General features: G+C 69.9%; 14 protein-coding genes. 10 read left to right on the top strand and 4 right to left on the bottom strand.

Features of this window, described 5'->3' with window-relative positions:
• The first annotated feature begins 16 nt into the window (after positions 1-16).
• The 10 genes from carA (at position 17) to DEJ51_RS27475 (ending at position 16,663) form a co-directional block, all read left to right on the top strand.
• On the top strand, positions 17-1,141 hold the full coding sequence (gene carA, locus DEJ51_RS27525) for a glutamine-hydrolyzing carbamoyl-phosphate synthase small subunit (protein WP_150260278.1): 1,125 nt from the start codon (positions 17-19) through the stop codon (positions 1,139-1,141).
• Entirely contained in the window at positions 1,141-4,461 is a 3,321-nt protein-coding gene (gene carB, locus DEJ51_RS27520) for a carbamoyl-phosphate synthase large subunit (protein ID WP_150260277.1), read from the top strand. The genes carA and carB overlap by 1 nt, the downstream gene beginning before the upstream one ends.
• Before the next feature lie 25 nt (positions 4,462-4,486).
• A complete protein-coding gene (sbnA, locus tag DEJ51_RS27515) occupies positions 4,487-5,488 on the top strand; it encodes a 2,3-diaminopropionate biosynthesis protein SbnA (protein WP_150260276.1) in 1,002 nt (333 codons plus the stop codon).
• The gene (gene sbnB, locus DEJ51_RS27510) at positions 5,475-6,479 is read left to right on the top strand and encodes a 2,3-diaminopropionate biosynthesis protein SbnB (RefSeq protein ID WP_150260275.1); all 1,005 of its coding nucleotides are present in this window, start codon (positions 5,475-5,477) and stop codon (positions 6,477-6,479) included. Before sbnA ends, sbnB begins: the two co-directional genes overlap by 14 nt.
• Positions 6,476-8,155, top strand: a complete 1,680-nt coding sequence (locus tag DEJ51_RS34685) for an FAD/NAD(P)-binding protein (RefSeq protein ID WP_190620675.1) — start codon at positions 6,476-6,478, stop codon at positions 8,153-8,155. Before sbnB ends, DEJ51_RS34685 begins: the two co-directional genes overlap by 4 nt.
• 34 nt (positions 8,156-8,189) lie before the next feature.
• The gene (locus tag DEJ51_RS27495; protein WP_150260273.1) at positions 8,190-9,758 is read left to right on the top strand and encodes a carbamoyltransferase C-terminal domain-containing protein; all 1,569 of its coding nucleotides are present in this window, start codon (positions 8,190-8,192) and stop codon (positions 9,756-9,758) included.
• 109 nt (positions 9,759-9,867) lie between these two features.
• Complete coding sequence (locus tag DEJ51_RS27490) at positions 9,868-13,038, top strand: non-ribosomal peptide synthetase (protein WP_150260272.1); 3,171 nt, start codon at positions 9,868-9,870, stop codon at positions 13,036-13,038.
• On the top strand, positions 13,031-13,837 hold the full coding sequence (locus tag DEJ51_RS27485) for an alpha/beta fold hydrolase (protein WP_150260271.1): 807 nt from the start codon (positions 13,031-13,033) through the stop codon (positions 13,835-13,837). The genes DEJ51_RS27490 and DEJ51_RS27485 overlap by 8 nt, the downstream gene beginning before the upstream one ends.
• Before the next feature lie 8 nt (positions 13,838-13,845).
• Complete coding sequence (locus DEJ51_RS27480; RefSeq protein ID WP_150260270.1) at positions 13,846-15,159, top strand: MFS transporter; 1,314 nt, start codon at positions 13,846-13,848, stop codon at positions 15,157-15,159.
• A gap of 154 nt (positions 15,160-15,313) precedes the next feature.
• Positions 15,314-16,663, top strand: a complete 1,350-nt coding sequence (locus tag DEJ51_RS27475; protein WP_150260269.1) for a dipeptidase — start codon at positions 15,314-15,316, stop codon at positions 16,661-16,663.
• 105 nt (positions 16,664-16,768) lie between these two features.
• Here DEJ51_RS27475 and DEJ51_RS27470 read toward each other — a convergent pair whose 3' ends face one another.
• From DEJ51_RS27470 to DEJ51_RS27455, 4 genes are read right to left on the bottom strand one after another with little or no spacing between them, the layout of a single operon-like run.
• A complete protein-coding gene (locus tag DEJ51_RS27470) occupies positions 16,769-17,785 on the bottom strand; it encodes a TIGR03842 family LLM class F420-dependent oxidoreductase (RefSeq protein ID WP_150260268.1) in 1,017 nt (338 codons plus the stop codon).
• 19 nt (positions 17,786-17,804) lie between these two features.
• Positions 17,805-19,205: a dihydropyrimidinase gene (hydA, locus tag DEJ51_RS27465; protein WP_150260267.1), complete on the bottom strand. Its 1,401-nt coding sequence runs from the start codon at positions 19,203-19,205 to the stop codon at positions 17,805-17,807.
• Between the two features lie 9 nt (positions 19,206-19,214).
• Positions 19,215-20,519, bottom strand: a complete 1,305-nt coding sequence (locus tag DEJ51_RS27460) for an aspartate aminotransferase family protein (RefSeq protein ID WP_190620673.1) — start codon at positions 20,517-20,519, stop codon at positions 19,215-19,217.
• Positions 20,516-21,358 carry a nitrilase-related carbon-nitrogen hydrolase gene (locus tag DEJ51_RS27455; protein ID WP_109777492.1) on the bottom strand — a complete coding sequence of 281 codons (843 nt, stop codon included), beginning with the start codon at positions 21,356-21,358 and terminating at the stop codon, positions 20,516-20,518. The genes DEJ51_RS27460 and DEJ51_RS27455 overlap by 4 nt, the downstream gene beginning before the upstream one ends.
• Positions 21,359-21,475 lie beyond the last annotated feature (117 nt).

Here is a 21,475-nt window from a genome sequence, read left to right as displayed (position 1 = left end):
GCTGGGAGGGGGAAGGATGAGTGTGTCCGCATCACGGGCCGCACTGGTTCTGGAGAATGGAAAGTTATTCTGGGGCAGGGAATTCGGGGCCCTTGGACGTTCACTCGGGGAAGTCGTCTTCCAGACCGGAATGACGGGATATCAGGAAACGCTGACCGATCCTTCTTATCGCGGTCAGATCGTGGTGCAGACCTCCCCGCAGATCGGGAACACGGGGTGGAACGACGAGGACGACGAATCGGCCCGGATACAGGTGGCCGGCTACGTGGTACGCGACCCCTCCCGGACCGCCTCCAACTGGCGCTCCCGGCGGGAACTCTCGGACGAGCTGGTGCAGCAGGGTGTCGTCGGCATCGCCGAGGTCGACACCCGGGCCCTGACCCGTCACCTCCGTGAGAGCGGAGTGATGCGCGCCGGGGTGTTCTCCGGAGACGCGCTGACCGACCTGGACGCCATGACGGAGCAGGTGCTGACCGCTCCGCCGATGACCGGCGCCAATCTGGCCGCCCAGGTCAGCACCGCACAGCCCTACGTCCGGCCGGCCGTCGGGACCCGTCGGTTCCGCGTGGCGGCGCTGGACCTCGGGGTGAAGACGAACACCCTGCGCATGCTGGCCGACCGCGGGATCGAGACGCACGTCCTGCCCGCGTCCAGCTCGCTGGAGCAGATCCTGGAGACCGAGCCGGACGGGGTGTTCCTGTCCAACGGCCCGGGTGACCCGTCCGCGATGACGGAGGCGGTCGCCCTGACCCGCGCGGTGCTGGAGCGGCGCATCCCGCTCTTCGGCATCTGCTTCGGGAACCAGATCCTCGGCCGGGCGCTGGGGCGCGAGACGTACAAGATGCGCTACGGGCACCGCGGCATCAACATCCCGGTGATCGACTCGGTCGACGGCCGGGTGTCGATCACCTCGCAGAACCACGGTTTCGCGGTGGAGGGGGAGGCCGGAGAGCGCTTCGACACCCCCTTCGGCCGGGCGATGGTGTCCCACCACTGCCCCAACGACGGTGCCGTGGAAGGTCTGCGCTGCCTGGACGTCCCCGCCTTCTCCGTCCAGTACCACCCGGAGGCAGCGGCCGGTCCGCACGACGCGGCCGCCCTCTTCGACGAGTTCACCACACTGATGAGCGGGGACCGCTGATGCCCAGGCGTACGGACCTCAGGCACGTACTGGTGATCGGTTCAGGGCCGATCGTGATCGGCCAGGCATGCGAGTTCGACTATTCGGGTACCCAGGCGTGCCGGGTGCTGCGCGAAGAGGGAATCAGGGTCAGCCTGGTGAACTCCAACCCGGCGACCATCATGACCGACCCGGAGTTCGCGGACGCCACCTACATCGAGCCGATCACGCCGGAGTTCGTCGAGAAGATCATCGCGCAGGAGCGCCCGGACGCGATCCTCGCCACCCTGGGCGGCCAGACCGCGCTCAACTGCGTGGTCGAGCTGCACGACCGGAACGTGCTGGACAAGTACGGCGTCGAGCTGATCGGTGCGGACATCGAGGCGATCGCCCGCGGTGAGGACCGGCAGCGGTTCAAGGACATCGTCGCCTCGGTCGGGGCCGAGACCCCGCGCAGCGCCGTCTGCCGGACGATGGACGAGGCGCGGGCCACGGTCGAGGAGCTCGGTCTGCCCGTGGTGATCCGGCCGTCCTACACCATGGGCGGCCTGGGCTCCGGGATGGCGCACACCCTGCGGGAACTGGAGTCCCTGGCCGGGTCCGGACTGGACCAGAGCCCGCTGGGCGAGGTGCTGATCGAGGAGAGCGTGCTCGGCTGGAAGGAGTACGAGCTCGAACTCATGCGGGACCGCAACGACAACGTCGTGGTGGTCTGCTCGATCGAGAACATCGACCCGATGGGCGTGCACACCGGCGACTCGGTCACGGTGGCACCGGCGATGACCCTCACCGACCGCGAGTACCAGCACATGCGCGACGTGGGCATCGACGTGCTGCGGGCGGTCGGCGTCGACACCGGCGGCTGCAACATCCAGTTCGCCGTGCACCCCGAAACCGGCCGGCTCGTGGTCATCGAGATGAACCCGCGGGTGTCGAGGTCCTCCGCGCTCGCCTCGAAGGCGACCGGCTTCCCGATCGCCAAGATCGCCGCGAAGCTGGCGATCGGCTACACGCTGGACGAGATCACCAACGACATCACCGGGGAGACCCCGGCCAGTTTCGAGCCGACCCTGGACTACGTGGTCGTCAAGATCCCCCGGTTCGCGTTCGAGAAGTTCCCCACCGCCGACGCGACACTGACCACGACGATGAAGTCCGTCGGCGAGGGCATGGCGATCGGCCGCAACTTCGGCGAGGCCCTGGGCAAGGCGCTCCGGTCGATGGAGTCCACCGCGTCCGGCTTCTGGACGACGCCGGACCCCGCGGCCGACGGCAGTGCCGATCCGGCCGGTGCGCGGGACGCCGCCCTGGAGGCGCTGCGGGTTCCGCACGACGGGCGGCTGTACACCGTCGAGCGGGCGCTGCGGCTCGGTGCCACGGTCGGGCAGGTGCACGAGGCCTCGGGGATCGACCCGTGGTTCGTCGACCAGGTCCTGGCCCTGGTCGAACTGCGCGAGGAGCTGCGGAACGCCGAGACCGTGGACGCGGCCGCGCTGCGCCGGGTCAAGCGGATGGGGTTCTCGGACGTGCAGATCGCCGCGCTCCGGCCCGAACTGGGCGGCGAGGACGGCGTTCGCGCGCTGCGCCACGCATGGGGGGTACGGCCGGTCTACAAGACCGTCGACACCTGTGCCGCCGAGTTCCCCGCGACCACCCCGTACCACTACTCCGCCTACGAGTCCGACCCGGCGGCGGAGTCGGAGGTGCTCCCGCGCGGTGAGCGGCTCCCGAAGGTGCTCATCATCGGCTCCGGTCCGAACCGGATCGGGCAGGGCATCGAGTTCGACTACTCCTGCGTCCACGCGGCGCTGAGCCTGCGGTCGGTGGGCTTCGAGACGGTCATGGTCAACTGCAACCCGGAGACCGTCTCCACCGACTACGACACCTCCGACCGGCTCTACTTCGAGCCGCTGACCTTCGAGGACATCCTGGAGGTCTACCTGGCCGAGTGCGAGACCGGAGAGGTGGCCGGGGTCATCGTGCAGCTGGGCGGCCAGACGCCGCTCAAGCTCGCCCGGAGGCTGGCGGCGGCGGGACTGCCCATCGCGGGCACCTCGCCGGAGGCCATCCACCTGGCCGAGGACCGCGGCGCCTTCGCCGAGGTGCTGGACGCCGCCGGGCTGACCGCTCCGCGGCACGGCGTCGCCGTGTCCTTCGAAGAGGCCAGGAGCGTCGCGGACCGGATCGGGTACCCCGTGATGGTGCGGCCCTCGTACGTGCTCGGCGGGCGCGGGATGGAGGTCGTCCACGACGAGGAGTCGCTGGCCTCCTACCTCCGCAACGCCACCGAGGTCTCGCCCGAACGGCCGCTGCTGATCGACGAGTTCCTGGTGGACGCGATCGAGATCGACGTGGACGCGCTGTTCGACGGGGACGAGGTCTTCCTCGGCGGCGTGATGGAGCACATAGAGGAGGCCGGTGTCCACTCCGGCGACTCCGCCTGTGCGCTGCCGCCCCTCACGCTGGGCCGGGCCGACATCGAGACGGTGCGCGCCCACACCGAGGCGATCGCGGCCGGGCTGGGTGTGCGCGGTCTGCTGAACATCCAGTTCGCGCTCAAGGACGGCACCTTCTACGTCCTGGAGGCCAATCCGAGAGCCAGCCGCACGGTGCCGTTCGTCTCCAAGGCGACCGGGGTCTCCCTGGCCAAGGCCGGTGCGCGGATCATGCTCGGCGCGACCGTCGCCGCGCTCCGCACGGAGGGGATCCTGCCGGCCACCGGCGACGGAGGGACCCAGCGGGCCGGCTCCCACGTCGCGGTCAAGGACGTGGTCCTGCCGTTCCACCGCTTCCGTACGCAGGGCGACGAGGGCATGGACTGCCTGCTGGGGCCGGAGATGAAGTCCACCGGTGAGGTCATGGGCATCGGCTCGGGCTTCGACGTGGCCTTCGCGAAGGCGCAGCTGGCGGCCGGCTTCGCACCGCCGATCTCGGGCCGGGTGTACGTCTCCTGCGGCGCCGGGCACCTGTCACGGGTCGTCCCCTCGCTGCGGACGCTGCGGGGTTACGGCTTCGAGATCGCCGCCGAGGCGCAGACCGCGGAGCTGCTGAAGGGCACCGGGTTCGTGCCGGACGAGGTGGTCGGGGACGAGTCCGTGCCCCTGGCCGCCGGATGGATGCGCGACCACGAGACCGACCTCGTCATCAGTCTCACGGCGCACGGTGCGCAGCGCCCCGTCGACCGGGCGATGCGGACGGCCGCGGCGCAGTACTCCGTGCCCTACGTGACGACCCCTTCCGGGCTGCTGGCCATGGTCAGGGCCGTCCGGGCCAGAAACCGGGTCGAATTCGAGGTGAGCTCACTGCAGGAGCTACAGGCGCGCGGCCGCGGGCACCGCTGAGGCACCATCCCTACTCGCTTCGGGAATGACGTTGATTGCTGAGCATGTCCATGACCTTATCCTGGATGACATATATCTCCGGGTCTCGGGGCTCGAAGGCCTGAACCGGCTCTACTTGAAGGTCGAGGGATTCAACCCCGGCGGTTCGGTCAAGATGAAGACCGCCCGGGGACTGATCCACTCCGCGGAGAACTCGGGCGCGGATCTGGCGAACATGCGGCTCATCGAGTCCACCTCCGGAAATCTGGGAATCTCCCTCGCCGTCATCTGCGCGGCGAAGAACTACCGGCTGACGCTGGTGACCGACCCGAATTCCAACGCGACGGCCGTGGCCATCATGCGTGCCCTCGGGGCGGAGGTCGTGATGATCACCGAGCGCGACGACAACGGTGGTTATCTGGGCTCCAGGATTTCCTACATCCAGCAGCTGCAGGCCGACGATCCTCATGTGTACTGGCTCAACCAGTACGAGAATCCGACGAACCCCACGGCGCACGAGCAGGCCACCGCGCCCTCGGTGCTGAGGGAGTTCGGGGAGGTCGACTACCTCTTCCTGGGGGTGGGCACCGGCGGCACGCTGATGGGCTGCATCGACTACTTCCGCCGCCGCAGCCCGCAGACCCGGATCATCGCGGTCGACACCGCCGGTTCGGTCAACTTCCAGCCAACCTCGGGCCCTCGGCACATCCCAGGGCTCGGAACCAGCCAGCGTCCTCCGATCCTCGACAACCAGGCGCCCGACGAGGTCCTGCTGATCCCCGAGTGGGAAACGGTGCGCGAATGCCGCTGGCTGGCCAGGAGCTCCGGGCTGCTCACGGGCGGCTCGACCGGCACGGTCCTGGCCGGCATCCGCCGGCTGGCCCCCGGGATCCCGCCCGACGCGACCGTGGTGGCGATCTCCCCGGACCTGGGCGAGCGCTACCTGAACTCCGTATACGACGACACGTGGGTGGCCGAGCGAGGCCTGGACAAGGCCCCGCTCACCGATCAGCAGCTACCCGAGGAGGAACTCGATGTTCTCGTTTGATGTGGTGCCCGGCAAGGTCGTCAAGGACATCCTCGACACCTCCGCGGCCCAGGTCGTCGACCTGGTCGAGGACGCCTATCTGCGTCACGACGCGGGCCAGACGGTCAACCCCGACAGCTACTTCCTGCGCTTCCCCGAGAAGCCGGACGCGCGGATCATCGCCCTGCCCGCCTCGATCGAGCTGGCCGAGGACCACGCCGTCGGGATCAAGTGGATCTCCAGCTTCCCCGGGAACGTCGCCGACGGCATCCCGCGGGCTTCGGCGGCCCTGATCCTGAACGACTACGCCACCGGCTACCCGAAGGCGCTGCTGGAAGCGGCCACCGTCAGCGCGGTCCGCACCGCGGCCTCCGCCGCGGTGGCGGCGCGGGCGTTCGCCCGGTGGGTGACCCCGGACGGCCGGGTCTCGTTCATCGGCGCCGGTGTCATCGCCAGGACGATCCTGCGCTACCTGGTGGCCACCGGCTATCCGCTGGAGTCCGTCGAGGTCTTCGACCTGCACGCCGAGTCGGCGCAGAACCTGGCCCGCTTCGCGACCGAGGAACTGGGTCTCCAGGCGAAGCCGATCGGCAGCCTGAGCGAGGCGCTGACCGCCCAGACGGTGATCACCACGACGACCGCCGGCACCCCGTACATCGGGCAGCTGCTCCGCCCGGGCCAGCTGGCGCTCAACATCTCCCTGCGCGACTTCCAGCCCGAGGTCATCCTCGCCGCCTCGAACTACTTCGACGACGTCGAGCACTGCATGAAGGCCAACACCTCCCCGCATCTGGCCGAACAGGTCTCCGGGGGCCGGGACTTCGTGAGCGGAACGCTCGCGGACGTGCTCCGGGGCCGGACCCAGCCGCAGGCCAACCGCGGCCTCGTCTTCTCCCCGTTCGGCCTGGGTGTGCTGGACCTCGCGGTCGGTCAGTACGTCCTCGACGCGGCCCGCGAGAAGGGCCTCACGGTGGAGATCCCGGACTTCTTCGGAGAGACGAGCCGCTGGTGAACCCCGTACGGATAGCGGTGATCGGCGTCGGCCCGCGCGGGCTGTCGGCGCTGGAGCGGGTCATCAGCCACACCGCGCTCGACGGACCCCCCGTCGAACTGCTGCTGATCGAACCCGGTGAGCTGGGTGTCGGGATCCACGAGGCCAAGCAGCCGGACTACCTGCTGCTCAACACGATCGCCTCACAGCTGACCATCTTCTCGGACACGCGGATGACCCCGGGTGCGCCGGTGACCACCGGGCCCGACTTCTTCGAGTGGTGCGGGGAGCGGCACGGCGCCGTCGAGTTCGACGACTTCCTGCCGCGCCGGCTGCTCGGCGAGTACCTCCAGTGGGCTGCGGGCGAGCTGCTCGACCGGGCCTCCGGCTCGGACCGGCTGACCGTGCACCACCTGCGGGCCGTCGCGTCCTCCGTACGGCAGGACTCCGACGGCGCCACGGTGACGCTCGCGGACGGGGCGGAGCACCGAGTCGACCTGGCCGTGGTCACCACGGGGCACGGGATCGCGGCGGGCCCGCCGGTCACGGCGGACGGCTTCATCGCGATGCCGTACCCGCTGCCCGACCAGGTGGACGCGATCGCCGAGGACGCCACCGTCGCCCTGCTCGGCACCGGCCTGACCGCCATGGACGTGATCGCCGCGCTGACCGTGGGCCGCGGCGGGGAGTTCACCGAGGACGGGTACCGGCCCTCGGGCCGCGAGCCGCGCATCGTCCTGGCGAACCGGACCGGCTGGCTGCCCTGCGCCCGGCCGGCCACCACGCGGGAGCGTCGGGCCGCTCCGGCGGAGTTCCTGACCCAGTCCGCCGTCACCGGGCTGCGCGAGCGCAGCGAGGACGGCCGGCTGGACTTCCGTCGGGACGTCGAGCCGCTGATCCTGCGCGAGGCACTCGGGCGGATGGGTTCGGCCACGGCCGAGGAGACCGCCGCCGTCAAGCGGATCCTCCAGCCGACCCGGGACACGTCGCCGAGCTACGAGCAGTACGTGGCGGAGCTGGTGGAGCGGGCTTCGGCGGACCTGCGGGAAGCGGAACGCGGACTCGGCACGAGCGCGGTGAAGGAGGGTCTGGAGATCCTCCGCGACCACCGCGACGGGCTGCGGGCGGCCGTGGACCCGCCGGGTCTGACGGAGGAGTCGCACCGCTACTTCATGCGCGAGTACGTCCCGCTGGTCAACCGGACGGTGATCGGCCCGCAGAAGGAGCGCATCCACGAGCTGCTCCGGCTCATCGCCGCGGGGGTGGTCGTGCCCGGCCCCGGGCCGAGGGCCGAGCTCTCCCCGGACGGGGACGGCTGGGTGCTCAGCTCGACGGCGCTGGACGAGCCCCACCGCATCACGGTCGACCTGGTGATCAAGGCCAACATGGACTGGCCGGTCATCGACCCCGAACTGGACCCGATCGCCTGCTCGCTGCGCGACTGGTCCGCCCCCGGCGCCGAAGGGGCGCTGCGCCTGGACCGGGACGGCTTCGTCGCCCCGGCCCAGGACTCCGACGGCCACCGGGCGGTGGCCGTGTTCGGGCCCCCTGCCGAGGGGGCCAGCTACTACAACCACTACGTGCCGTCACCAGGCGTCTGGTCCCGTGCTCTGACCGACCTCGACCGTGTCCTCGGGCCCGTGCTCGGCACCGGACGTTCCACCGGTTCGCCCGACGGCGACCGGTCGGCTCAGTAACTCGTAATCCCTTTAAGGAAAGGTTCTACCGCACATGTTGATCCTGGGTTTCAAAGAGGGCCATGACGGCGGAGTCGTCGCCATCGAGGACGGCAAGCTTCTCTTCGCGCTGGAGGCGGAGAAGGACAGCTTCCCGCGGTACGACCGGCTGACCGCCGAGGTGATCACCCGGGCCGCCGGCATGCTGGACCGCCAGCCCGACGTGATCTCCCTGAGCGGCTGGGTCAAGGGCAAGCACTCCGTCGAGCCGAAGCTGCGCGCCGGTTACTTCGGTGTCGGCGAGGGTTCCGTCACGGACGAGGCCGGCAAGTGGTTCGGCAAGGACGTCCGGATATTCTCCTCGACCCACGAGCGCTCGCACATCATGACCGCCTACGGCATGGCCCCGGCCGCCCACGGCAAGGCGCACTACTCGCTGGTGTGGGAAGGCAGCATCGGCGACTTCTACCGCATCGACGAGTCGGGTGAGGTCACCCACCTCAAGCACGTGATGACCGACCCCGGCAACAAGTACGCCTACCTGTTCTCGCTGGCCGACCCCAAGCACCCCGCGGGCAAGGGCTTCTTCAACTACAGCCACGCGGGCAAGCAGATGGCGCTGACGGCCTTCGCCGAAGACACGCCGATGACCAAGGCCGAGCAGGAGACGATCGACTTCATCCTGAAGCAGGACGGCATCGTGCTCGGTGTCTCCAAGGACGAGATGACCTGGTCGCACCTCTACAACGCGGGTGTCGAGTCCCAGGAGTACCGCAACGCCGCGGCGAAGCACTCGAACGCGATCTTCGACCGCTTCTACAGCTACGCCGCCAAGCACATGACCGAGGGTCTGCCGCTGCAGATCTCCGGCGGCTGCGCCCTCAACTGCAACTGGAACGCTCAGTTCCGTCAGAGTGGCCTCTTCGAGTCCGTGTTCGTGCCGCCGTGCCCGAACGACAGCGGCGCCGCACTCGGCACCGCCATCGACGCCCAGCGGTTCTACACCGGCCAGGCCACCATCGACTGGGACGTCTACGCCGGCGAGGAGTTCGTCGAGGACGTCCAGCCCGACCCCGCGAAGTACGAGACCCGCCCGCTGGTCGCCTCCGAGGTCGCCCGCTTCCTGGAGCAGGGCAACATCATCGGCTGGGCCCGCGGCCGCTACGAGATGGGTCCGCGCGCCCTCGGCAACCGGTCCATCCTCGCCGCGCCGTTCACGGAGGAGACCACCGTACGGCTGAACACCATCAAGGGACGTGAGGGCTACCGCCCGATCGCGCCGATCGCCCTGGAGGCGGACGCCGACAAGTGGTTCGTCGGCTCGGTCCACGACCCGTACATGCTGTTCTTCAACCGGGTGACCACCGAGGAGCTGAAGGCCGTCACGCACATCGACGGTTCCGCCCGCACCCAGACCGTCACCCACGAGCGGAACCCCGGCATCGCCACGCTGCTGGAGGCCTTCCGCGACATCACCGGGTTCAGCGTCCTGTGCAACACCTCGCTGAACTTCAACGGCCGCGGATTCATCAACCGCTCCAGCGACCTCCTGCAGTACGGCGAGGAGCACGGCCTCGACGGCTACGTCATCAACGACACCTTCGTCACCCGCCGGAAGAGCTGACGCTCCCTCCGTTCACGACGAGCACTTGCGGTGCCGCGCCCCCGGACGGGGGCCCGGCCCCGCAAGTGCTGCCGTCGTTTGTTATCCCATCGAACAGAGAGTCACACTCATGACCACGTCCATCGAAGCCCGCCGCCGGGCGCCGCTCTCCTTCGGCCAGGAGCAGCTCTGGTTCCTCGACCAGCTGACTCCCGGTGTGACGGCCTACAACATCCTTCTCGCCTCCCGACTGCGCGGCCCACTGCGGATCGACCTGCTCCGCCGCAGCCTCACGCTGGTGGTGGCACGGCACGAGGCCATGCGCGTGACGATCCACGCCGACGAGGGCGGCACCCCCTTCCAGGTGGCGTCGGACCCCTCCGAGGTGGAACTGCCCGTCATCGACCGGACCGGACTGGACCCGCAGGCCCAGGAAGCCGCCATCGAGGAGGCCCTGCGCGAGCTCTCGGGCCAGTCGTTCGACCTGCAGCAGGGCCCGCTCTACCGCTACAGCCTGCTGAAGCTGGCCGACGACGACCACGTCTTCGTCCAGAACCTGCACCACATCGCGACGGACGGCTGGTCCTCCGGCGTGGTCAACGCGGAGCTCTCGACGGCGTACGACGCCCTGCTGGCCGGCCGCGAGCCCGAGTTCGAGGGCACCGGCTCCCAGTACCTGGACGTCGCCCGGTCGCAGCGCGAGTACATGCAGGGCGACACCCTGAAGGAAGAGCTCGACTTCTGGGCCGAGAAGCTGACCGACCTGCCCACCCTGGAGTTCCCGACGGACCGGCCCCGGCCCGCGACGGCCAGCCGGGGCGGCGGCATCGTGGTCGGGCAGTTCCCGACGGAGCTGCTGGAGCAGGCGCGCGTACTCGCCAAGGAGCACGGCGCCTCGCTGTACATGGTGCTCGCGGCGGCACTCAACGTGGTCCTGAGCCGTTACACCGGCCAGGAGGACATCCCCATCGGCGTGCCGATGCTCAGCCGCACCGAGGTCGAACTCGAGGACGTCGTCGGCCTCTTCGTCAACATGGTGGTGCTGCGCTCGGACGTGTCGGGCGACCCCACCTTCGCCGACCTGCTGGAGCGGACGCTCGACGCCAACCTGGACCTCTACGAGCACCAGGAGGTCCCCTTCCACCTGATCGTCGAGCGCGTGCAGCCGGAGCGGGTCGCGGGCCGCAACCCGCTGTTCCAGGTGTCCATGCAGCTGCTGGGCGCCGCCAACTCCGGTGGCAGCGTGGCCTTCGCCGGCACGACCAGCGAAGCCGTCAGCCCGCCCGGAGCCGCCTCCCGCTTCGACATGGCGATCGACTTCGTCGAGTCCGGTGACAACCTCAAGGCGGTCGTCGAGTACTCCAAGGACCTCTTCGACGAGTGGCGGGTCCGGGCCCTGCTCGGCCACATCGAGACCGTGCTGACGGCCGCGGTGAAGGACTCCTCGCAGCGCCTGTCCCAGCTGCCGCTGCTGACCGACGCCGAGCGGGACGAGGTCTTCGCGCTCGGCAAGGGCGAGCCGGCCGAGTACTCCGAGGACGCGCTGCACGTCGGCTTCGCGAAGATCGCGCAGGACACCCCGGACGCGGTGGCCGTGGTCTGCCGCGGCGTCGAGATCACCTACGGCGAACTCGACCGGCGCGCCGACCGCCTGGCCCGCCACCTGCGCGGCCTCGGCCTGGAGCACGGCCAGGTCGTCGCCACCGTGATCGACCGCGACGTGGACGCGTACGTGGCGATGGTGGGCATCCTGAAGGCGGGTGGCGCCTTCGCGATGATGGACCCGAAGCTGCCGGCCGCACGCCTGGACTACATGATCCGCGACACCGCGGCGCCGGTGGTGCTGACCCGCTCGACGCTGGCCGACCGGCTGCCGGAGTCCTCGGGCTGGGCCCGCGTCCTGATCGACACGGACTGGCCGGAGATCGAGGCCGTCCCGGCGGACGAGCCGCTGGAGGAGTGGGCGACCCGGGAATCCCTCGCGTACATCCTCTACACCTCCGGTTCCACCGGTACGCCCAAGGGCGTGATGATCGCCCACCGCGCCGTCTCGTTCTTCTGCGAGGCGTACCGCCGCACGTTCGACTTCGGTCCCCAGGACCGGCTGCTCCAGCTGCCCGCCCTGAACTTCGACATGTCGCAGGGTGAGATCTGGACGGCCTTCCTGGTCGGTGCGCGGGTGGTGGCGGTGTCCCCGGAGGACGCCCAGTCCCCCGAGGCGCTGACGGCACTGCTGCGCGACCAGAAGGTGACCTACGCGGGCCTGCCGCCGGCGATGCAGTCGGTGATGGACCCCGAGCCGTACCCGGACCTGAAGTACGTCATGGGCGGCGCCGAGGTGCTCCCTCCCGAGCTGGTCAACAAGTGGAACCTGCCCGGCCGTAAGTACCTCAACCTGTACGGCCCGACGGAGTGCGCCATCGGGCAGACCGAGTACCACGTCGAGCAGATCGAGTGGACGACGCCGCCGCCGATCGGCCGTCCCCAGCTGAACCGGCAGGTCTACGTCGTCGACCCGCAGAACAACCTGGTGCCCAAGGGCGTCTACGGCGAGCTGCTGATCGGCGGCCAGGAGGGCGGGCTGGCCCGCGGCTACCTGAACCAGCCGGAGATGACGGCGGCCAAGTTCATCGAGGACCCCTTCGACTCCGACAGCAAGGTCTACCGCAGCGGTGACCTGGTGCGCTGGACCGAGGGCGGCCAGATCGAGTTCCTCGGCCGCATGGACAACCAGGTCAAGCTGCGCGGCCTGCGCGTCGAGCTGGGCGAGATCGAGACCGCGCTGCAGTCGCACCCCGCGATCCTGCGCGCCGTGGTCCTGATGCGTCCGGACCGCCGCGGTGAGAACCGGCTCGTGGGCTACTTCACCTCGGTGGACCAGGCGCCGGAGATCGACGAGCTGCGCAAGCACCTCGCCGAGTCGCTGCCGGACTACATGGTGCCGACGGCGTGGGTGCCGCTCGACAAGTTCCCGATGAACAACGACGGGTGGAAGATCAACCGGAACGCGCTCCCGGAGCCGGTGGACGAGGACGGCGACCGCGAGTTCACCGCCCCCCGGACCGAGACCGAGGTCCAGGTCGCCGGTGCCTTCGCCGACGTCCTCGCGCTGTCGCAGGTCGGTGCCGACGACAGCTTCTTCGACATCGGCGGCAACTCGCTCCAGGCCCTGCGCGTGGTGAGCCGGATCAACAAGAGCCTCAAGATCCGCATCAGCGTGCGTCTGCTGTACGGCAACGCCACCGTCAGCGCGATCTCCTCCGTCATCGACGAGCTGATCGAGGCGAAGGCACGTGGCTGACCTCGACCGCATCGTCCCCCTGCGGACCGAGGGCGACCTGACGCCCCTGTTCTGCGTGCACGCCGTCTCCGGCTCGGCGTACTCGTACGCGGGCCTGTCCCGGCTGCTCGACGAGGGCCGGCCGGTGTACGGGTTCGAGGCGCCCGGGTTCGACAACGACCGCACCCCGGTGCGGTCGTTGCCGGCCCTGGCCGACGAGTACACCGAGATCCTGCGCGCGTTCCAGCCCAGCGGCGAGTACCGGCTGATGGGCTGGTCGCTGGGCGGTCTGCTGGCACACGAGATCGCGAAGCGGCTGACGGCGGCCGGCGAGAAGGTCGCCAACCTGATCATGGTGGATTCCGGTCTGCCCGTGGTGATGCCGCTCCCGCCGGAGCGGGACATCCTGATCAGGTTCATCCGCGACATGATGGGCCTCGAAGAGGCGCCGTCGGAGCTCAGGAGCCTGTTCGCCGACTGGCCCGAGGACGTGACGCCCGACGTCGTCTTCGAGGCCGTCGAGGAGTCCGGCCTGCTGCCGGAGGAGTTCGACGCCTACCTGCTGGGGGGCCAGTACGACGTCTTCAGGGCCCATCTGGAGGGCTTCTACTCCATCGACGTGACGGGGGGCTACGACGGGCCCGCGGTGCACGTCATGGCCGACCGGTCGGTCGCGGAGGACATGCAGTGGAAGCGGCTGATGCCCGGACTCCGTGAGCACACGATCCCCGGGACGCACCACTCCATCTGGCAGGGCGACAGCCTGCCGGTCCTGACCCGGATCATCCAGGACGCCCTCGACTCCGAGAACTACGGTTAGGAGCATCGATGTCGGTCACATCCGAAAGCGGGGGCGACGCCGACGGACCGGTCCAGAGTCTCTGGCACAACCGGGACTTCCTGAAGTTCTGGGTCGGCGAGACCGTGTCACTGCTCGGTACCCAGGTCACCAATCTGGCGCTGCCGCTGACGGCGATCTACGCCTTCGACGCCAGTGACGAACAGGTCGGTTTCCTGCGGTTCCTGCAGCTCGTTCCCTACATCGGGTTCGCCCTGCTCTTCGGGGTCTGGGTGGACCGGGTCCGCCGGCGCAACGTCATGCTCGCGACCAACCTGTTCCGGGCGGCGCTGATCGCGCTGATCCCGGTGCTGCACTGGCTGGACGTGCTCAACATGCCGGTGCTGCTGGTGATCGCCTGTGCGCTGGGCACCGCCTCGTGCCTGTTCGACGTCAGCTGGATGCCGTTCGTGCCCACGCTGGTCAAGGACACCCGGCACTACGTCGAGGCCAGCGCGAAGATGGGGGTCAGCCAGTCGGTCTCGGACGTCGCCGGGCCCGGTATGGCCGGTGTCCTGGTGGCCGCGGTGACCGCTCCGGTGGCGCTGATCGCCAACGCGGGTTCGTACCTGTTCTCGACGCTCATGCTGCTTCTCGTACGCACCCGGGAGCCCATCCCGGAGCCGACCGCGAAGCGGCACGTGCTGAGGGAGCTGCGGGACGGCCTGGACTGGGTCTTCCGCAAGCCGATCCTGCGCTGGCTGGCGATCGTCGGGTTCTGCTGCAACTTCTCGATGATCACCGTGTGGACCATGTTCCTGCTGTACGGGACCCACGACCTCGACCTCAGCTCCTCGCAGCTGGGCGGGATCTTCGGGACCGCCTCGGTGGGTGGCCTGATCGGCGCCATGGTCTCGCGCAAGGTGGTGGGACGCTTCCCGATCGGGCGGGTCTATTTCGTGGCCCAGACCGCCCTGCTGCTCGGCCCCCTGGTGATCGTCCTGGCCGGCGGGCCGAAGCTGGTGGTGATCGGGATGGTCACGCTGTCCTTCTTCACCACCTACCTGGGCCTCGGCATCGCCAACGTCATCATCGTCAGCGTCCGGCAGACCGCCACCCCGCAGTCGATGATGAGCCGGATGACCGCCTGCTTCCGCACGCTGCTCTTCGGCGGCGGCGCGCTCGGCGGCCTGACGGCGGGTCTGCTCTCGGGCGGGATCGGCAACCGCAACGCCCTCATCGTCGCGGCCGCCTTCTCGGCCGTCGTGGTGGTGGCGCTGATCAAGTCGCCGGTCAGCAGGCTGCGCGAGCTGCCGCCCGCGGCCATGGAGCCGGAGGCGAAGACCACGGCGACACCCGCGTGACCCGTCCCGGTCCCTGCACCACCCGGTCGCCCGGGTGGTGCAGGGACCGGGCCGTTGCCGCCGGCGCCGGCCCGCGTGCTCGCGGGTGTACGGGCGCGGGCGTACCGGCGGCCCCACCCACACCACGTCACCAGTAGCACGGACCGGAGGACCCATGCGTGACCAACTGGCCGAGCGCATCGCGCAGCTGATGCCGCGGGCGCAGAGCGACCTGGCGGAGCTGGTCGCCATCCCCTCGATCGCCGACCCCCGGAGCTACCCTCCCGAGGACTGCCGCCGGGCCGCCGAATGGGTCCGGGACGCCTTCGCCGAGGCGGGCTTCGGCGATCTGCGGCTCGTCGAGACCAGCGACGGCAGTCTCGCCGTGCTCGGCGAACGCCCCGGCCCGCCCGGGGCGCCCACCGTACTGCTGTATTCGCACTACGACGTCCAGCCGCCGATGGACGCGGCGGCGTGGGACTCTCCCCCGTTCACGCTGACCGAGCGCGACGGCCGCTGGTACGGTCGCGGCGCGGCCGACTGCAAGGGCAACATCCTCACCCAGCTGACCGCGCTCCGGGCCCTCGGCGAGGACGTCCCGGTCAGTCTGAAGCTGGTCTGCGAAGGGTCCGAGGAGCAGGGCACCGGCGGTCTGGAGGACTATCTCCACGACCATCCGGAGGAGCTGCGTGCCGACGTCGTGCTGGTCTGCGACACCGGCAACGCGACGGCCGGGGTCCCGTCCGTCACGATCGGGCTGCGCGGGGTGACCGAGGTGGTCGTGCGGGTGGACACCCTCGCCTCCGCCGCCCACTCGGGGATGTTCGGCGGGGCCGCCCCTGACGCGCTGGCCGCGCTGATCCACATGCTGGCCACCTTGCGGGACGACAAGGGCCAGACCGCGGTCCGGGGGCTGGACCAGGAGGGGACCTGGCCCGGGCGTGACTACCCGGTCGAGCAGTTCCGCCGTGACGCCCGGGTGCTGGAGGGCGTGGGCCTGCTGGGCGCCGGGGACGCCGGTGTCGCCGACCTGCTGTGGGCGCGGCCCGCGCTCACGGTCCTCGGTGTGGACTGCCCGCCTGTGGTCGGCTCCGCCGCGGCCGTCCAGCCCGCGGCCGCGGCCCGGCTGAGTCTGCGCGTGCCGCCCGGAACGGATCCCGTCCGGGCGCAGGACGCGCTGGTCGGGCACCTGGAGGAGGTCGCTCCCTGGGGTGTGCGGCTGGAGATCGAGCGGGGGCCTGCGAACTCCCCCTTCCTCGCGGCGACCGGCGGTCCGGCCTACACGGCGCTGGCGGACGCCATGCAGGAGTCCTACGGACACGAACTGGCCCTGCTCGGCGGCGGCGGTTCCATCCCGCTGTGCAACGCCCTGGCCGAGCTCTTCCCCAAGGCGGAGATCATGCTGCTCGGTGTGGAGGAGCCGGCCAGTCTGATCCACGCGCCCAACGAGAGCGTGGATCCGAGCGAGGTGTCCCGGATGGCCCTGGCCATCGCCCTGTTCCTCCGGCGCCTGGGACGGCCCTGAGCTCGGACGGGCACACGAAAGCTCCTGGCGGACACGGGTGTTCCCGGTGGGGAACCCGTCCGCCAGGAGCTTCGTCGTTCGCGGAGAAGGCGCGGCGTCTTCGGGCTACGCGTTGACCGCGGGGATGATGTCGGCGCCGTAGGCGTCGATGGTGGCCTCCCGGGCGTCGTGCATGTCGTAGACGGCGAACTGGTCGACGCCGAGGTCGCGCAGGGCCCGCAGCTTCTCGATGTGGGCCCCGGCCGGGCCCAGCAGGCAGAAGCGGTCGACGATCTCGTCGGGGACGAAGTCGGTGGACGGGTTCCCGGCCCGGCCGTGGTGGCTGTAGTCGTAGCCCTGGCGGGCCTTGATGTACTCGGTGAGCTCGTCGGGGACCATCGAGGAGTGCTCGCCGTAGCGGCCGACGAGGTCCGCGACGTGGTTGCCGACCATCCCGCCGAACCAGCGGCACTGGTCGCGGGCGTGCGCGAGGGCCCCGGCCGAGTCGTCGGCCGTGACGTAGGCGGGGGCCGCCACGCAGATGGTCACGGACGCGGGGTCGCGGCCCGCCTCGGTCGCGGCCTGCCGTACGGCCTTGACCATCCACTCGGTGAGGTAGAGGTCGGCGAGCTGGAGGATGAACCCGTCGGCCTTCTGTCCGGTGAGGGCGAGGGCCTTCGGCCCGTACGCGGCCATCCAGACGGGCAGTTTCCCGTCCTTGATCCACGGGATCCGCAGGGGCTTGCCGTCGACGTCGGCCTCCCGGCCCTCGGCGAGGTCGCGGATGACCTCGATGGCCTCGCCGAGCCGGGCCAGGGTGTTGGGCGCCCGGCCCGCGACCCGCATCGCGGAGTCGCCGCGGCCGATGCCGCAGACGGTGCGGTTGCCGTACATGTCGTTGAGGGTGGCGAAGGTGGAGGCGGTGACCTCCCAGGTGCGGGTGCCCGGGTTGGTGACCATCGGGCCGACGTGCATCTTCTGCGTGTTGGCGAGGATCTGGCTGTAGATGACGAACGGCTCCTGCCACAGCACGGCGGAGTCGAAGGTCCAGCCGTAGCGGAAGCCGTTGCGTTCGGCGCGCTTCATGAGGCTGATGACCTGGGAGGCGGGCGGGTCGGTCTGCAGGACGAGGCCGAAGTCCATGGGGCGGCTCCTTGACGCTTTACAGGTACTGGCAGGTGGAGCGCGGGACGAAGGCCCCGTGGCCGGCCCGGCCGGTGTACTCGCGCTGGTCGATGACGAGTTCTCCGCGCGAGAGGACCGTGTCGACGCGTCCGGTGATCCGCCTGCCCTCGTACGCCGAGTAGTCCACGTTCATGTGGTGCGTCTCGGCGGAGATGACCTGCTCGGCGTGCGGATCGTAGAGGACGATGTCGGCGTCGGAACCCGGCGCGATGGTGCCCTTCTGCGGGTAGAGGCCGAACATCCGGGCCGGGGTCGCACACGCGATCTCGATCCAGCGGCGGCGGCTGATGTGCCCGTCCAGGACGGCCTGGTGCAGGAGGTCCATCCGGTTCTCCACTCCCGGCAGTCCGTTCGGGATCTTGGAGAAGTCCCCGCGGCCCAGCTCCTTCTGGCCCCGGAAGCAGAACGGGCAGTGGTCGGTGGAGACCACCTGGAGGTCGTTGGTCCGCAGGCCCCGCCACAGTGCCGCCTGGTGCTCCTTCGGCCGGAGCGGGGTGGAGCAGACGTACTTGGCGCCCTGGAAGTCGGGCTCCTCCAGGTTGTCGGTGGACAGGAACAGGTACTGCGGACAGGTCTCCCCGAAGACCGGGAGCCCCTTGTCCCGGGCCGCGGCGAGCTCCGCCACCGCCTCCTCCGCCGAGACGTGCACGACGTACAGGGGCGCGCCGGCCACCCGCGCGAGCTGGATGGCGCGGTGGGTGGCCTCGGCCTCCAGGAGGACCTTGCGGACCTCGCCGTGGTGGCGGGGGTCGGTCTCCCCGCGTGCCAGGGCCTGTTCGACGAGGACGTCGATCGCGATGCCGTTCTCGGCGTGCATCATGATCAGCCCGCCGTTGGCGGCGCCGCGCTGCATGGCCCGCAGGATCTGCCCGTCGTCGCTGTAGAACACGCCGGGGTAGGCCATGAACAGCTTGAAGGAGGTGACCCCCTCTCCGACGAGGTGGTCCATCTCCTTGAGCGTTCTCTCGTTGACGTCCGAGAGGATCATGTGGAAGGCGTAGTCGACGGCGCAGTTGCCGTCGGCCTTGGCGTACCAGGTGTCGAGCCCCTCGCGCAGGGAGTGGCCCACGCTCTGGACGGCGAAGTCGACGATGGTGGTGGTGCCGCCCCAGGCGGCGGCTCTGGTTCCGGTCTCGAAGGTGTCGGAGGCCGAGGTGCCTCCGAAGGGAAGTTCCATGTGGGTGTGCGCGTCGACCCCGCCGGGGATCACGTACTTCCCGGTCGCGTCGATCGTGCGGTCGGCCGTCCAGGCCTCGGCCGCCGCCGAGGCGTGCGCGGCCAGCGCCGCCACGCGGCCGTCCTCGATCAGGACGTCCGCGTGCAGTTCGTCCGAGGCGGTGACGACGAGGCCGCCGCGGATCAGGGTGCGGATGCTCATGTGATCCCCCTACTGGATGCCGCTCACCTGGTGAAGTGCCTGTTCGAGGATCTCGGCGCCCTCTTCCGCCTCGGCGACGGTGAGCGAGAGGGGCGGCGCGATGCGCAGCACGCTGGTGTTGTACCCGCCGCCCTTGCCGAGCAGCAGGCCGCCTTCGCGGGCCGCTTCCAGGACGGCGGCTGCCGCGTCCGGGTCGGCCTCGTCGGTGCCCGGCCTGGTGAGTTCGAGGCCGGCCATCAGGCCCCGGCCGCGGATCTCCCGTACGGCGGGCACGGTGGCGGCGATCCCGCGCAGCCGCTCCAGCAGCATGCCGCCGACGCGGCGGGCGTTGCCCTGGAGGTCGTGCTCCAGCAGGTAGGCGAGGTTGGCGACACCGGCCGCCATGGTGACCGGGGAGCCGCCGAAGGTGGAGATGGAGTTGGAGTCCAGACAGTTCATCACCTCGGCGCGGGCCACGACCCCGCCGATGGACATGCCGTTGCCGATGCCCTTGGCGAAGGTGAGGATGTCCGGCGGGCCGTTCTGGGCGTGTGCCTGCCAGCCCCAGAAGTTGTCTCCGGTGCGGCCCCAGCCGGTCTGCACCTCGTCGCTGATCCACAGGATGCCGTGGCGGTTCAGTACCTCGCGGAAGGCTCCGTAGAGGCCGTCGGGCGGGGAGGTGAAGCCGCCGACGCCCTGGATCGGTTCGGCGATGAGCGCGGCCACTCCCCCGCGGGCCTGGCCGAGTACGTCCTCCAGGTCCTCGACGGCGGCGGCGGTGAAGGCGGCGTCGTCCAGGTGGGCGAGCGGGCCACGGGTGCGGACCGCGCCCTGCACGTAGTACGTCTGCAGCGGCGAGAGGCTGGTCGGGGACCAGCCGCGGTTGCCGGTGATCGAGACGGTGGAGAAGGACCGGCCGTGGTAGCTGTTGCGCATCGCCAGGATCTGGTTGGAGCGGCGGTACGTCGTCGCGAGCAGCAGGGCGGTGTCGTTGGCCTCGGTGCCGGAGGTGGTGAAGAAGACCCGGGCGTCGGGGATGCCGGAGAGGGCGGCGACCCGCTCGGCCAGCTCGATCATGGGCCGGTTGAGGTACAGGGTGGAGGAGTGGATGATCCGCCCGGCCTGCTCGGACACGGCCTTGGTGACCTCGGGCAGGGCGTGGGCGGTCATCGTGGTGAGGATGCCGCCGAAGAAGTCGAGGTAGCGGTTGCCGTCGGCGTCCCAGACGTGCCGGCCCTCGCCGTGGGTGAGCTCGATGGGGTGCTTGTAGTAGAGCGCGAGCCAGTCGGGCAGGACGGTGCGGTGGCGGCTGTGGAGCGGGGTCGGGTTGGTCACGGCTGTACGAGCCCTCCGTAGGCGTCGGGACGGCGGTCGCGGTAGAAGGCCCACTGGTCGCGGACCTCCTTGATCAGGTCGAAGTCGAGGTCGCGGACGACGAGTTCCTCGTCCTTGTCGCTGGCGACCTCGCCGACGAACTGGCCGCGCGGGTCGACGAAGTAGCTGGTGCCGTAGAAGTCGTTGTCGCCGTACTCCTCCTGCCCGACTCGGTTGATCGCGGCGATGAAGTACTCGTTGGCGACGGCCGAGGCGGGCTGCTCCAGCTGCCACAGGTACGCGGACAGGCCCCGGGAGGTGGCGGAGGGGTTGTAGACCAGCTGGGCTCCGGCCAGGCCCAGTTGGCGCCATCCCTCGGGGAAGTGGCGGTCGTAGCAGATGTAGACGCCGATCTTGCCCACGGCCGTGTCGAAGACGGGCCAACCGAGGTTGCCCGGACGGAAGTAGTACTTCTCCCAGAAGCCTTTGACCTGGGGGATGTGGTGCTTGCGGTACTTGCCCAGGTAGCTGCCGTCGGCGTCGATGACGGCGGCGGTGTTGTAGTAGAAGCCCTCGCTCTCCAGCTCGAAGACCGGTACGACGATCACCATGCCGGTCTCGCGGGCGAGGTCCTGCATGCGGCGTACGGTCGGGCCGTCCGGGACGGCCTCGGCCCACGCGTAGTGCTCGGGCTCCTGGACCTGGCAGAAGTAGGGGGCGTTGAAGACCTCTTGGAAGCCGATGATCTGCGCGCCTTCGGCGGCTGCCCGGCGGGCGTACTCCTCGTGTTTGGCGATCATCGAATCGGTGTCTCCGGTCCAGGTGGCCTGGACCAGCGCGGCGCGGACGACTTGGGCCATGAGCTGCTCCTCGCGACGGGAACGCCGGGTTCTACGCACGTAGACGACATGCGTAGGGAGTAGAACGTAGGCCTCGTCACAGCGTGGGGCAAGACCGCCGTGCGCGGTTGGAGTAGT

This window comes from Streptomyces venezuelae, from assembly GCF_008642275.1.
Taxonomy (GTDB): Bacteria; Actinomycetota; Actinomycetes; order Streptomycetales; family Streptomycetaceae; genus Streptomyces; species Streptomyces venezuelae_E.
Note: the sequence above shows the minus strand (reverse complement) of the source record. Positions and strands in the feature narration are given on the sequence as shown.

Excerpts from the sequence above, each read along its gene's own strand:
- sbnA (WP_150260276.1), top strand. The coding sequence starts at position 4,487 with ATGACGTTGATTGCTGAGCATGTCCATGACCTTATCCTGGATGACATA.
- DEJ51_RS27475 (WP_150260269.1), top strand. The coding sequence starts at position 15,314 with ATGCGTGACCAACTGGCCGAGCGCATCGCGCAGCTGATGCCGCGGGCG.
- DEJ51_RS27480 (WP_150260270.1), top strand. The coding sequence starts at position 13,846 with ATGTCGGTCACATCCGAAAGCGGGGGCGACGCCGACGGACCGGTCCAG.
- carB (WP_150260277.1), top strand. The coding sequence starts at position 1,141 with ATGCCCAGGCGTACGGACCTCAGGCACGTACTGGTGATCGGTTCAGGG.
- DEJ51_RS27495 (WP_150260273.1), top strand. The coding sequence starts at position 8,190 with ATGTTGATCCTGGGTTTCAAAGAGGGCCATGACGGCGGAGTCGTCGCC.
- DEJ51_RS27490 (WP_150260272.1), top strand. The coding sequence starts at position 9,868 with ATGACCACGTCCATCGAAGCCCGCCGCCGGGCGCCGCTCTCCTTCGGC.
- DEJ51_RS27470 (WP_150260268.1), bottom strand. The coding sequence starts at position 17,785 with ATGGACTTCGGCCTCGTCCTGCAGACCGACCCGCCCGCCTCCCAGGTC.
- hydA (WP_150260267.1), bottom strand. The coding sequence starts at position 19,205 with ATGAGCATCCGCACCCTGATCCGCGGCGGCCTCGTCGTCACCGCCTCG.
- DEJ51_RS27455 (WP_109777492.1), bottom strand. The coding sequence starts at position 21,358 with ATGGCCCAAGTCGTCCGCGCCGCGCTGGTCCAGGCCACCTGGACCGGA.
- carA (WP_150260278.1), top strand. The coding sequence starts at position 17 with ATGAGTGTGTCCGCATCACGGGCCGCACTGGTTCTGGAGAATGGAAAG.
- sbnB (WP_150260275.1), top strand. The coding sequence starts at position 5,475 with ATGTTCTCGTTTGATGTGGTGCCCGGCAAGGTCGTCAAGGACATCCTC.